The following is a 12,460-nucleotide window of genomic DNA, read 5'->3' as shown; positions in this document are numbered from 1 at the left end:
GGTTACTCGCCGGTCACGACTCGCGCGCTGGGGAGCCGTTGATCCGGACCCGGTCGGCGCGCATCCCGTGCTCGACGCCCCAGAGCACCGCCTTGGAGCGGGAGTCGACGTCGATCTTGCGGTAGGCCGAGCGGATGTAGGACTTGATGGAGTTCAGCGACAGCAGCGTGCGGTCGGCGATCTCCTGGTTGCTCAGGCCCATGGTGATGAGGGAGAGCACCTCGGCCTCGCGGGCCGTCAGTCCCTCCTCCCGGCCGGGCCAGTCGCCACCCACGAGCGCGGAGCGGCCGCGCGAGGGCGAGACCACGACCTGGCCGGCGGCGATCGCGCCGAGCGCGTCGACGAGGCGGGCGGCGGGCAGGCTCTTGGAGAGGTAGCCGCGGACCCCCTGGTTGAGGGTGTCGCGGGTCAGCCAGGGCTGGAAGTTCCAGGTGTAGACGGCGACGCTGCGGACCTGCGGGCTGTCGACGAGCTTCTTGACCGCCTCGCCGTTGCCCTGGCCCATGCCGAAGGTGTCGTAGAGCGCCACGTCGACCGGTGCGGCGACCGGTTTGCCGGCCACCAGCTCGACCACCTCGACCCGGTGGCTGTAGCTGCGCATCATCGCGTCGAGGCCGCGCACGACGACCTCGTCGTCGTTGACGAGCGCGACTCGGATCACCATGGGCTCAAGGTACGACAGTTTGTGTATGTTGAGCCGGTTGTTCACTCAAAGGGGGGTACGTGCGGGAGAGCGCGGCTGCGGTCGAGGAGACCCGCACGGGAGGGCTCGGGATCCGGTGCGAAGGTGTCGTCCACCTCTACAAGACCTTCGGCGGCCACGACGTGGTGGCGCTGCGCGGGGTCGACCTGACGATCCGCCCCGGTGAGCGGGTCGCGTTCCTGGGCCCCAGCGGCTCGGGGAAGTCCACCCTGCTCGCCCTGCTCGGCGGCATCCAGCGCCCCAGCGCCGGCAAGATCTTCCTCGGCGACGAGGAGATCTCCCGGATGGGCGAGCGCTACCTCGCCCGCATCCGGTCGCGCCAGGTCTCCACCATGCTCCAGGGCTCCACGCGCAACCTGCTGCCCTACGCCACCGCCCGCCAGAACATCGCCTTCGCGCGGCTCTCGCTGTCCGGGTCCGAGCGCGACGACGCGCTGGCCGACACCGAGCTGCTCGACCGCGTCGGGCTGCTCGACCAGGCCGACCAGGTGGTCTCCACGATGTCCGGCGGCCAGCGCCAGCGCCTGGCCCTCGCCTGCGCCGTCTCCACCTCGCCGCGGCTCCTGCTCGCCGACGAGCCGACCAGCCAGCTCAGCCACGCCGACCGCGACCACGTCCTGCACCTGGTCCACTCCCTCGGTGACGACTTCGGCACCACGATCGTGGTCGTCACCCACCAGCCCGAGGTGGCCGCGACCTTCCCGCGCACGGTGACCATGAAGGGCGGTCGCGTCGGCGCGGAGGGACACGGCGGCTCCGAGTACGCCGTGGTCGGCGAGGACGGCGTCCTCCACCTGCCCGGCCACATCGCCGCCGAGTGGCCGCCGGGCACGCTCGTCCGGTTCGAGGACGACGAGCAGGGCCGCATCATCGTGACCCGCGCCAGCAGCGAAGGAAGCAACGCGTGACCGACCCGCGCGAGCTGCGGCTCGACTCCATCACCTACGTCGCCGGGCGGACGCTGCTCGACGACGTCAGCGTCGTCTTCCCGGCCGGCAAGGTGACCGCGCTGTCCGGCCCGAGCGGATCCGGCAAGACCACGCTGCTGTCCATCGCCGGCGGGCTGCTCCAGCCGACCTCGGGCACCTCCGTCCTCGACGGGCAGGAGATGTGGACCGGCAGCGGTGACCCGCTGCCCGAGGTCGCCTTCGTCCTGCAGGTCTACGGCCTGGTGCCGATCCTCTCCGCCCGCGAGAACGTCTCGATCGCCCTGCGCGCTCGGGGTGTCCCGCCCGCCGACGCCGACGAGGCCGCCGAGGCGGCGCTCGCCCGCTTCGGCATCGCCGACCTCGGCGAGCGACAGGTCGAGGAGCTGTCCGGCGGCCAGATGCAGCGCGTCGCGTGCGCGCGTGGCTTCGTCGTCGGCGCCGACGTGCTCCTCGCCGACGAGCCGACCTCCGAGCTCGACGAGGGCAACCGCGGGGTGGTGCTGCAGGAGCTGCGCGAGGAGGCCGCGCGCGGTGCCGTCGTGGTCGTCGCGACGCACGACCCCGCCGTGGTCGAGGCCTGCGACCTGCACATCGCCCTCGACGAGGGCCGGGTCGTCCGGTGAGCGCCGCGCACCAGCACGCGGACCCCTTCCTGAAGAGGTCACGTCGTTGAGTCGTGTCCTTCGTGGCGCCTGGAGCCGTCGGGGAGCCCTGACGACCCTGGTGCTGATGACGGTGGTCGTCGTCGCGGGCGCGGTGACGGTCCTCCAGTTCGCCCGCGCGGCGGACATCTCGCCGTGGCTGACCGCTCCGCTGCTGCTCCTCGGCGCGGTCGCCGTGCCCAGCATCGGCGCCGAGCTCGCGGTCGCGCGGCGCGAGGAGATCGGGCTGGCGCGGCTGCGCGGCATCCACGGCCTGCGCCTGTGGCGCTTCCTGCTGCTCGAGCCCCTGCTCGCGATCGTGCTCGGCGCCCTGGTCGGGCTGGCTCTCGGGGCGGTCGGCACCGTCGTCACCACGCGGACCTGGCTCGACGAGGCGGCGGAGCCCTGGGGTCGGCCGGCCCTGCTCGCCACCGCCGCGATCGCCGGCGTCGGCCTGGTGATCGTGGGGCTCTCGGCGGCGGCCGCGCTGCGCGAGCCGCTCGCCGTGCAGGTCTCCACGCGACGGCGTCCGCGACGCGCCACCACGCTCGCCATCTTCCTGAGCGTCCTCGTCTTCGTCGGCGCCGGCGTGGCGGCGTACCGCAGCCGGGGGGCCGACGGGGATCCCGACCTCGTGGTCCTGGTGGGGCCGGCGCTGGTCGGCCTGGCGCTGGGCCAGCTGGCGATCTGGGTCATCCGGATCGCCGCCCGCGGGCTCACCCCGGCCACCGAGAAGCGGGGGATGGGCGCCTTCCTCGCCGCCCGCCGGCTGGCCCGCGCCGACGACCTGGTCACCCCGATCCGTCTCGTCGTCGCGGCGGCGGTCGTCGGCTCGCTCGCCCTCAGCGGCTCGGTGAGCGTCAGCGGCTGGACCGACGACCAGGCCCGCGTCGAGGTGCCGGGCGCGCGCGTGATCTCCGCCGACACCGGCGCCATGGGGGCGCTCGAGCTCACCGAGCGCGTCGACCCCGAGGCCACCCACCTCATCGCCACGGCGATCGTCCGCAACGACGAGCGCCTGGCCGAGCGCCGGGCCTACGTCGACGCCGACCGGTGGGACTCCGTCGTCGGCGGCTTCTACGACGACACCCCGGCACGTGCCGCGTCCGACGCGGTCGACCGGCTCCGCGGGGACGTCGAGCCGTTCCAGGTGACGGGCAGCCGGTTGACCCTCACCGCCTCCGGCATCGACGTGCCGCCGGTCCGCTCGTTCGTCGGCCCGGACGGCGTGCGGGAGACCTTCGGCGGTGGCGACGGCGAGCTCACCCTGCGCTACGTCACCTCGGGCAACGCCACCGGCTCGGTGGCGGTGCCCTTCGTGGTGCCGCGCGACGGCCGCCCCGTCACCCGGAGCGTCCGGGTCCGCGACTGCGCGCGAGGCTGCACGATCACCGGCATCGACGTCGCCCGCGGGGCCGACGTGGTGTTCGACAACCGCGGCATGACCTTCCTCGTCGAGCGCTTCGTGCTCGGCGACACCGACCTCGCCGGGCGCACCTGGGTCGCCGACCGGTCGGCCCTCGACTCGCTGCTCAACAACAACTTCTTCCCCGGCTACCAGCCGCCCCGCACCCTCGTGGTCAACCGCCCCGACGGCCTCCAGGTCGCGCTCCTGCCCAGCGTGACGATGGAGCTCCACCTCGACGCCGGCGCCGCCGTCCCGGCCCTGGTCGCCGGCGAGTCCGAGCCGCAGGCCCTCGACCTCGGGGGCGACGACCGGGCCACCGACGTGATCGGCGTCGCCCGCACCCTCCCGCTGCTCGGCAGCATCGGCCTGCTGACCGACATCCGCACCTCCGCCGCCGGGTCCGGACCGACCGTCCCGTCCGCCGAGGTCCAGGTCGTCGCGGCCGACGGCACCCCGCGGGCGATGCTCGACGAGGTCGCCGAGGCGACCGGCTCGTCCTGGCGCACGTTCGGCTCGGTCCGCGCGTCGTTGGGCGAGCGCTACGGCGGCGCCCAGTCGGTGGCGTACGCCCTCACCGCCCTGGCGTGCGCCCTCGTCGCGCTGCTCGCGCTCGGCGCCGGCGTGGCACGCCACCTGCGCGACTACCGCCGCGACGTCGCCTCGCTCCGCGTCCTCGGCATCTCGGTGGCGACGGCACGCCGGGCCGGGCGCGCCGAGCTGGTCAGCTTGACGCTGCTGGTCCTCGGTGTCGTCGTCGCTGGCGGCTGGCTCGCGGTCACCCTGCTGCTGGGCGGGATCCCGCTGCTCGCCAACCCGCCCGCCGGCATGCCCCTCGACACCAGCCCGCACACGTGGCCGCTGGCCGTCCCCGCGGTCGTCGCTGCAGTGGCCGTCGTCCTCGTCGGCGGACGCGCCCGCGCCGTCCGCTCCGCCACCACCCAGCCCAGCCTGCTGCGCGAGGAGGAGGCGCGATGATGCAGCTCCTCGGTGCCATCCTCCGCGGCCTGCGTGCCCGGGCCCTGCTGTCGGCGGGCTCGGTCCTGCTGACCGCGCTCGCGATCGGGTCGGCCGTGCTCGGCCCGGTCTTCTCCGAGGCGGTCACCAACTCCTACGTCGTCACCCGGCTGCAGGAGACCCCGACGGGACTCACCGGCCTCAGCCGGGTCTTCACGCCCGACACCGGGATCCCCCTCGAGCAGGCCGAGCGCGACGCGGTCGCCGCGTCCGAGTCGCTGACGAGCGGCCCGTGGCAGGAGCCCGTCGTCACGGTCCTGTCGGAGAGGTTCAGCGCGCTGCGCGGCGTCGTGACCTTCTGGTCGCGGGCGGACGCCTGCGACCACCTCGAGATCGAGGGTCGCTGCCCGGAGAAGCAGGGCGAGGTGCTCATGCTCACCGCCGACGCCGAGGCCAACGGCGCCGAGCTCGGCGAGCCGCTCCGGCTGCCGATCTACGAGACCCCCGGCACCAAGGCGCTGGGCCTGCCGCGTCCCGGCCTCTCCGAGGTCACGGTCGTCGGCACCTACGACACCCCCGGCCCGGGCGACGGCTGGTTGATCCCCCAGCGGCTGACCCGCACCAACGAGCAGACGACCATCAACGGCGGCTACACGCCGTACCAGCCCGCCCCGATCATCACCACCGACGACACCGTCACCGCGATGGGCGGGTGGACGGTGCGGGTCGACACGCCCCTCGACGTCCCGGCCGACCTGACCCCCGAGCAGCTCGACGAGGCCGCCGCCGCGGCCCTGACCGTGCCGAGCGACACCGAGCTCGAGGTCGAGGGCGGCACGCTCCGCAAGGACGACACCAACTCCCTGGCCGACGTGGTCGACGAGGTCCGCTTCCAGCAGTCGACCGCGCGCAGCTCGATCGCACCCGCGGTGCTGTCGCTGGTCCTGGTCGCCCTGGCCCTGCTGATGCGGCTGCTCAACGCGGCGAGCGAGCTGCGCGTGCCCGAGCTCGCCCTCGCCTCGCTGCGCGGCGTCACCGCACGCCGGCTGTGGGGCCTGGGCCTCGCCGAGCCGCTCGCGCTGCTGCTCATCGCCATCCCGGTCGGTGCCGGCTTCGGCCTCGGCCTCTCGGTCCTGCTCGTCCGCAGCTGGCTGGTGCCCGGACTGCCGCTGCCGCTCCCCGCCGCGAGCTGGATCGCCGCCGGCCTGGTGCTGGTCGCCGCGTTCGCCGTCGCCTGCGTGGCCGTGGGCCTGGTGGTGCGTGAGTCGCTCGCCTCCCAGCTCTCCGGCGTACGCCGCCCGGTGGCCGCGCGCCGCTGGTCGGTCATCGCCCAGCTCACCCTCGTCGCGCTCGCCGCGGCGACCCTCGTGAGCAAGCTGTCGGCGGGCGGGCCTGGCGAGCCGGACGCGACCGACCTGGTCCTCCCCGTGCTCCTCGCCGTGGTCGCCGGTCTCGCCGCGACCAGGCTCACCTCGGTGCTCGCCACGTGGTGGACCGGCCGCTCGCGCGGTCGGTCGCTGAGCGGCTTCGTCTCCGCGCGTGCGATCTCGCGCCGCCAGGAGGGCACCCTGGTGATCCTGCCGATCACTGCCGCCATCGCGGTCGCGGTCTTCGGCGCCGGCGTCTACGATTCGGCGGCGACCTGGCGCACCAGTGTCGCGGCGACCGCCTCACCGGCCGACACCACGTGGTCCACGACGCTCACCGTCTCCGAGGCCGTCGACCTCACCCGGAGCATCGACCCCGAGGGCGAGTGGATCATGGCGGCCGCGAGCGCCACCAACCCCGGCGCCAACTTCTCGATCGTCGACAGCAGCCGGCTCGCCCGGGTCGCGACCTGGCCGCCGACCTGGAGCCCGGACCTCGACGTCGACCAGGTCGTCGACGCGATCGCCCCCGCCGGCGTCGTCCCGACCGTGCAGGGCAAGCGGCTCTCGCTCACCATCGACAACCGGGCCGACATGGACCGCGACCTCGCCGTCGAGGTGCGGTTCGGCAGCCGCGGTGGCGCGCCCCTGAAGGCGTACCTCGGTCCCTTCCCCGAGGGCGAGCACACCCGCACCACGCGGATCCCCTTCTGCAAGGACGGGTGCCCGCTGGAGGGCATGACGCTGGGTGGCGGCGCCGGCACCAACACGGCCATGTCGGGGACGCTGCGGCTGCTCGACATCCAGGTCGACGGCGCGCCCGTCGAGGGCGGCATCGAGGGTGCGGGCTGGACGCCGACGCCCGACCCGGCGGTCCGCACCTCCATCACGGAGATGGCGGAGTCCGGCGGCGCACTCGACCTGACCGTCGACACCGGCGACTCGGTGGGCATGGCCCGCCTCACGGCCGGCGGCATCACCCGCGACCGCCCGGCGCTCGCCGGCCCGAAGGTCCAGGACCGCGCGATCGCGAAGCTCGACGAGGGCTACGGCCTGATCCCGGTCGACCGCGTCGGCGAGATCGAGGGCATGCCCTTCACCGGCCCGTCCGGACTGCTCGTCGACTACTCCTCCTTCATCACCGACCGGCCGGTCTACGACAACCTGGTGACCGTCCGGGTGCTGGCCCGCGCGGGTGCCCCGACGTCGGTCACCGAGGCGCTCGCGGAGGCCGGGCTGAGCGTCGAGACCACCCTCGCGCAGGAGCGGCACGTCCTCGACCAGAGCGCGTACGCCCTCGCGCTCCGGCTGTACGGCGTCGTCGCCGCGCTGGTCCTTGTCATGGCCCTGGCGGGTCTGTTCGTCAGCGCGGCCGTGCAGCTCCCGGCCCGGCGCCGCGACGCTGCCGCGCTGCGCGTGGTGGGCGTGCCGCGCGCGTCGGTGATGGTGGCAGTGGTGCGCGAGCTCGCGGTCGTGCTCGGCAGCGCGGCCCTGGCCGGCATCCTGGCCGGCTCCCTCGCACAGTGGGTGGTGCTGCGCACCATCACGCTCGGCTACGCCGACGACCCCACCACGCCGGCGCTGGTCGCGGCGATCTCGCCGCTCCGGCTGGTGGTGCTGGCGCTGCTGGCCGCCGCGGTCTTCGGCACGGTCGCGCTGATCAGCGCGTCGATGACCGTGCGCGGTGCCCGGGGCGCGACGCTGCGCGAGTCGGCCCGCTGAGCAGTCGGCTCAGGTGCAGCAGGGGTCGAACCGGAAGCCGACGCCGCGGATCGTGCGGATCCACTCGTGGTCGTTGGACGCGGCCGCATCGGTGCGGAGCTTGCGGCGCAGGTTGGCCAGGTGGACGTCGACCACGTGGGTGCTCTCCGGGACGAAGTCGGTCGCCCACACCGCGCGGAGCAGGTCCTCCCGCGGGACGACCACGCCGGGGTGGCTGACCAGGTGGGCGAGCAGGTCGAACTCGGTGCGGGTCAGGTCGACCTCCTCGCCGGAGACGCGGACCTCGCGGGCCCCGGTGTTGAGGCTCAGGTCGTCGCAGCCGAGCTGTCCGGCCTCCGCCCGCCGGTGGCCGTTGGTGGCGGGCGCCGCGGCCGGTGCGCGTCGCGGCTCGGGGGCCGCATCCGTGGCGCGCGGCCGACGGAACAGCGCGGCCACGCGCGCCTGCAGCTCGCGCATCGAGAACGGCTTGACGAGGTAGTCGTCGGCACCGACCTCGAGACCGATGAGCCGGTCGATCTCGGAGGTCCGGCCGCTGATCACGATGACGTAGCAGTCGGAGACGAGCCGGACCTGCCGGCACACCTCGACACCGTCGATGTCGGGCAGCGACATGTCGAGCGTGACGAGGTCGGGCAGCTGCTCGCGGATGACGGCCAGCGCCTCGGCGCCGGTGGTCACCACAGTGACCGCGAACCCTGCCTGGTCCAGCAGCCCCGAGATGAGCTCGCCCACGTCGCTGTCGTCCTCGACGACAACGGCCGTGCGTTGGTTGATCATGTGTCGTGCCCCCGCCTATCCCCCCGCTTGGTGATTCTAGTGTTCGCGTGCTCGCGCCCACCAGACGTGCGTGGTGCTGTGGAACAGGCTTTACCGACCGGTGCCACTCTGTGTGGCGCCGGTGCGGGCGACCCGGTCCTCAGCGGGTCGTACCGGTCGTTCAGAAGTCCAGGCCGCGGGCCCAGTCCTCGGAGTCGAACCGGGCCACCAGGTAGGGCCCCCCGCCCGCCCGGCGTCCGTGCTGCTGGCCTTCCTTGTCCATCCGGTAGCCGATGCCGCGGATGGTGTGGATCCAGGTCGCGTCGGAGTGGCGCCGCAGCTTGCCGCGGAGGTTGGCCACGTGGACGTCGACGAGGTGGTGGTCGTGGGTCAGCGCGCTGCTCCAGATGGCGAGGACCATCTCCTCGCGGGTGCAGACCCGTGAGAGGTGCGTGGCGAGGAACTCCAGGACGTCGTACTCGATGCGGGTGAGCTCGACGATGGTGCCGTCGACCTGGACCTCGCGGCGGGCCGAGTTGATCACCAGTCCCGCGCCGCACGAGATGATGCTCGGCTCGTCGGCCGGTTGCGACGGGCTCGGCACGTGCGGGGCGGTCGCCCCGGGCGCCTCGTCGACCAGCGTGGCCGAGCGGGGCCGGCGGAAGAGTGCCGCCACCCGGGCGCGCAGCTCGCGCGGCGAGAACGGCTTGAGCACGAAGTCGTCGGCACCGACCTCGAGGCCGATCAGCTTGTCCACCTCGTCGGACCGCGCGGACACGATCACGATGTAGCAGTCGCTGGTCTCCCGGATCCGACGGCACACCTCGATGCCGTCCATGTGCGGCAGCGTCAGGTCGAGCGTGACGAGGTCGGGCGGATCGGCTGCCGCCACGTCCACCGCTGCCCTGCCGTCGCGCGCCGACGTGACGCGGAAACCCGCCCCCTCGAGGGTCTCCACCAACGCCGATGAGATGTCCGGATCGTCCTCGACGACCAGCGCATGAAGATCTTGCACGTCCTACCCCCCACAGTTTCCAGACCGGAGCCCCACGCCCCCGCCGTGGCACCGCCCGAACGGCGTCGATCGATGGTAAGTGGCCTACCCCGTTTGTGGGAGCCTCAATCCAGTGGTCGGGTGCTCGGTCTAGACCACCGCGTGATACTTCGGAATCCCTCGAATCTGGCTCACTGTGCCGCGCTTTCCTCGGTAACGCCCAGGTCGATGCCGCGGTTGACCCACGTGCTGGTGGCCACCATGCCGACCCGTTCGTAGAGCGTCAGGGCTCCGGTGCGGGAGTCGGTGCTGAGCTCGGACGTGGTCGTGCCGTGCTCACGCGCCCGGGCGAACGAGTCCACGAGCAGGGCCTGGGCCAGTCCGCGGTTGCGCTGGTCGCGCCGCACCGCGAGCCGGTCGACGTACCCGGTGGTGCCGTTGTCGGAGACCAGGACCAGGGAGACGCCGACGACCTCGCCGGCCGGGTCGAGGGCGACCCGGAGGTTCCACGGCTCGAAGCCCGGCCGCCCCGCGGTGGAGGCCTCGAAGTCCTCGAAGGGCTCACGGTCGCGCTTCGACCACTCGAGGAAGGCGTCCTCGAGCACGTCGTGCGCGGCGCGCAGCTCGCCGGGCTCGGCAGCGCGTACGACGTAGCCCTCGGGCAGGTCGCGGTCGGGGATCGTCGCCCCCTCGGGGAGCTTGAGCACCCAGCTGGTCCAGCGGACCCGGTAGCCGAGTCCCTCGAGGAGCACGTCGCCCGGCGAGCCCTGCGGCACCGGCATGCCGATGACCTGCGAGCCCATCCGCCGGCCGAGGTCCTGCAGCCAGTGGGCGAGCCAGGTGCCGATGCCGCGGCCGCGGTAGGCGGGCAGCACGGACGTGTCGGCGCGGTCCGCGCCCATCAGCTCGGCGTACGCCACGAGGGTGTCGCCGTCGAAGACGCCGACGGAGCGGGCACCGAGGTCGTGGCTGGGCCGCGCCCAGTCGCTGACGATGTCGGCCTCCTCGATCGCGACCTCGCCGATGTCCTCCTGCTCCTGGGCGGCCATGAGCACGAAGACGGCGTGCGCGTCGGTCTTCTCGAGCGGTCGGGTGGTGAGCCCTGCGGGGAGGGCGGGGACGCTTCCTGGCATGGGCAGGAGTGTGCTGCCTCACGTGGCGCGCTGTCGCGCGGATATCTGCCGCCCGCGGAATGCCCGATCCGCCCGCGAGGCCCTACCGTTGCAGGGTGAGTGACGACGCAGTGGACACGCCCGAGCAGACCTTCGCCGACCTCGGGCTCTCGCCCGAGGTGCTGAAGGCGCTCGCCGACGTCGGCTACGAGACGCCCTCGCCCATCCAGGCGCGCACCATCCCGCCGCTGCTCGAGGGCCGCGACGTCGTCGGCCTCGCCCAGACCGGCACGGGCAAGACGGCCGCGTTCGCGCTGCCGATCCTGTCGCGGCTCGACCGCAGCCAGAAGACGCCGCAGGCGCTGGTGCTGGCCCCGACCCGCGAGCTCGCGCTCCAGGTGTCGGAGGCCTTCGAGCGCTACGCCGCCCACCTGAAGGGCGTCAACGTGCTGCCGATCTACGGCGGCCAGGGCTACGGCGTCCAGCTCTCCGCGCTGCGCCGCGGCGTGCACGTCGTCGTCGGCACGCCGGGACGCGTCATGGACCACCTCGAGAAGGGCACGCTCGACCTCAGCGAGCTGCGCTTCCTCGTGCTCGACGAGGCCGACGAGATGCTCAACATGGGCTTCGCCGAGGACGTCGAGACGATCCTCGCCGACACCCCGTCCGACAAGGACGTCGCGCTGTTCTCGGCCACCATGCCCAAGGCGATCCGCCGCATCGCGGAGAACTACCTCTCCGACCCGGTCGAGATCTCCGTCAAGGGCAAGACCTCCACGGCCTCCAACATCACCCAGCGCTACCTGATCGTGTCCTACCCGCAGAAGGTCGACGCGCTCACCCGCATCCTCGAGGTCGAGAACTTCGAGGCGATGATCGTCTTCGTCCGCACCAAGAACGAGACCGAGACGCTGGCCGAGAAGCTGCGCGCCCGCGGCTACTCCGCGATGGCGATCAACGGCGACGTCGCCCAGGTCCAGCGCGAGCGCACCGTCAACCAGCTCAAGGCCGGCAAGCTCGACATCCTCGTCGCCACGGACGTCGCCGCGCGCGGCCTCGACGTCGAGCGGATCAGCCACGTCGTCAACTACGACATCCCGACCGACACCGAGTCCTACGTCCACCGCATCGGCCGCACCGGTCGCGCCGGTCGCACCGGCGACTCGATCGCCTTCGTGACCCCGCGCGAGCGCCACCTGCTCCGCGCGATCGAGAAGGCGACCCGCCAGCCCCTCACGCAGATGCAGCTGCCGACCGTCGACGACGTCAACGCCACCCGCCTCACGCGCTTCGACGACCAGATCACCCAGGCCCTCACCCAGCCCGAGCGGATCGACTTCTTCCGCGACGTGGTCTCGCACTACGTCGGCGAGTACGGCGTCGCGGAGGTCGACGTGGCCGCCGCCCTGGCCGCGGTCATGCACGGCGAGCAGCCGCTGCTGCTCGAGCCGGAGCTTGAGCCGCGACAGCGGTCGTTCGAGGAGCGCTCGAGCCACGGCGGCAAGGCCGACCGCGGTCCCCGCGAGTCGCGCAGCGGCCAGCCGATGGCGGCGTACCGCATCGAGGTCGGCAAGCGGCACAAGGTCGAGCCGCGCCAGATCGTCGGTGCGCTCGCCAACGAGGGCGGGCTCTCGCGCGGCGACTTCGGCTACATCTCCATCAAGCCGGACTTCTCCGTCGTCGAGCTGCCGGCGGACCTGCCGCGCGGCACCCTCGAGCGCCTCGCCGACACCCGCATCTCCGGCAAGCTCATCGACATCAAGCCCGACAACGGCCCGTTCCGCGGCCGTCCCGGCGGCGGCCACGGCGGTCCTCGCAAGGGCGGTCACAAGGGCGGCGGCTACAAGGGCAAGAACCCGCGGCACTGACCGGGC

9 protein-coding genes are annotated in these 12,460 nt (G+C 73.1%); 5 read left to right on the top strand and 4 right to left on the bottom strand.

What is annotated here, in order from left to right; all coding sequences use genetic code 11:
• Positions 1-13: 13 nt before the first annotated feature.
• On the bottom strand, positions 14-664 hold the full coding sequence (locus ACE3QY_RS15590) for a DNA-binding response regulator (protein WP_374456951.1): 651 nt from the start codon (positions 662-664) through the stop codon (positions 14-16).
• A 59-nt stretch (positions 665-723) separates the two neighbouring features.
• Between ACE3QY_RS15590 and ACE3QY_RS15585 the strand changes: the two genes are divergently transcribed.
• The 4 genes from ACE3QY_RS15585 to ACE3QY_RS15570 all read left to right on the top strand — a co-directional run bounded on the left by ACE3QY_RS15585 (position 724) and on the right by ACE3QY_RS15570 (position 7,724).
• The gene (locus ACE3QY_RS15585; protein WP_374456950.1) at positions 724-1,611 is read left to right on the top strand and encodes an ABC transporter ATP-binding protein; all 888 of its coding nucleotides are present in this window, start codon (positions 724-726) and stop codon (positions 1,609-1,611) included.
• Entirely contained in the window at positions 1,608-2,255 is a 648-nt protein-coding gene (locus ACE3QY_RS15580; RefSeq protein ID WP_374456949.1) for an ATP-binding cassette domain-containing protein, read from the top strand. Before ACE3QY_RS15585 ends, ACE3QY_RS15580 begins: the two co-directional genes overlap by 4 nt.
• A gap of 106 nt (positions 2,256-2,361) precedes the next feature.
• Positions 2,362-4,656, top strand: a complete 2,295-nt coding sequence (locus ACE3QY_RS15575; protein ID WP_374456948.1) for an ABC transporter permease — start codon at positions 2,362-2,364, stop codon at positions 4,654-4,656.
• Positions 4,653-7,724, top strand: a complete 3,072-nt coding sequence (locus tag ACE3QY_RS15570; RefSeq protein WP_374456947.1) for an FtsX-like permease family protein — start codon at positions 4,653-4,655, stop codon at positions 7,722-7,724. Before ACE3QY_RS15575 ends, ACE3QY_RS15570 begins: the two co-directional genes overlap by 4 nt.
• A 9-nt stretch (positions 7,725-7,733) precedes the next feature.
• On the opposite strand, the gene ACE3QY_RS15565 is transcribed toward ACE3QY_RS15570, so the two are convergent.
• From ACE3QY_RS15565 to ACE3QY_RS15555, 3 genes are all read right to left on the bottom strand, one after another.
• The gene (locus ACE3QY_RS15565; protein ID WP_374456946.1) at positions 7,734-8,501 is read right to left on the bottom strand and encodes a response regulator transcription factor; all 768 of its coding nucleotides are present in this window, start codon (positions 8,499-8,501) and stop codon (positions 7,734-7,736) included.
• Positions 8,502-8,661: 160 nt separating this feature from the next.
• On the bottom strand, positions 8,662-9,495 hold the full coding sequence (locus ACE3QY_RS15560; RefSeq protein WP_374456945.1) for a response regulator transcription factor: 834 nt from the start codon (positions 9,493-9,495) through the stop codon (positions 8,662-8,664).
• A 170-nt stretch (positions 9,496-9,665) separates the two neighbouring features.
• Positions 9,666-10,607 carry a GNAT family N-acetyltransferase gene (locus ACE3QY_RS15555; protein ID WP_374456944.1) on the bottom strand — a complete coding sequence of 314 codons (942 nt, stop codon included), beginning with the start codon at positions 10,605-10,607 and terminating at the stop codon, positions 9,666-9,668.
• A 95-nt stretch (positions 10,608-10,702) separates the two neighbouring features.
• On the opposite strand from ACE3QY_RS15555, the gene ACE3QY_RS15550 reads away from it, so the two are divergent.
• Entirely contained in the window at positions 10,703-12,454 is a 1,752-nt protein-coding gene (locus ACE3QY_RS15550) for a DEAD/DEAH box helicase (protein WP_374456943.1), read from the top strand.
• The last annotated feature ends 6 nt before the right edge of the window (positions 12,455-12,460 follow it).

The organism is Nocardioides sp. (assembly GCF_041913365.1).
Taxonomy (GTDB): domain Bacteria; phylum Actinomycetota; class Actinomycetes; order Propionibacteriales; family Nocardioidaceae; genus Nocardioides.
This window is presented reverse-complemented; position numbering and strand designations above follow the sequence as displayed.

Bases quoted from the DNA above. Each gene is read 5' to 3' on its own strand.
- ACE3QY_RS15590 (WP_374456951.1), bottom strand. From the start codon at position 664: ATGGTGATCCGAGTCGCGCTCGTCAACGACGACGAGGTCGTCGTGCGC.
- ACE3QY_RS15575 (WP_374456948.1), top strand. From the start codon at position 2,362: ATGACGGTGGTCGTCGTCGCGGGCGCGGTGACGGTCCTCCAGTTCGCC.
- ACE3QY_RS15570 (WP_374456947.1), top strand. From the start codon at position 4,653: ATGATGCAGCTCCTCGGTGCCATCCTCCGCGGCCTGCGTGCCCGGGCC.
- ACE3QY_RS15565 (WP_374456946.1), bottom strand. From the start codon at position 8,501: ATGATCAACCAACGCACGGCCGTTGTCGTCGAGGACGACAGCGACGTG.
- ACE3QY_RS15555 (WP_374456944.1), bottom strand. From the start codon at position 10,607: ATGCCAGGAAGCGTCCCCGCCCTCCCCGCAGGGCTCACCACCCGACCG.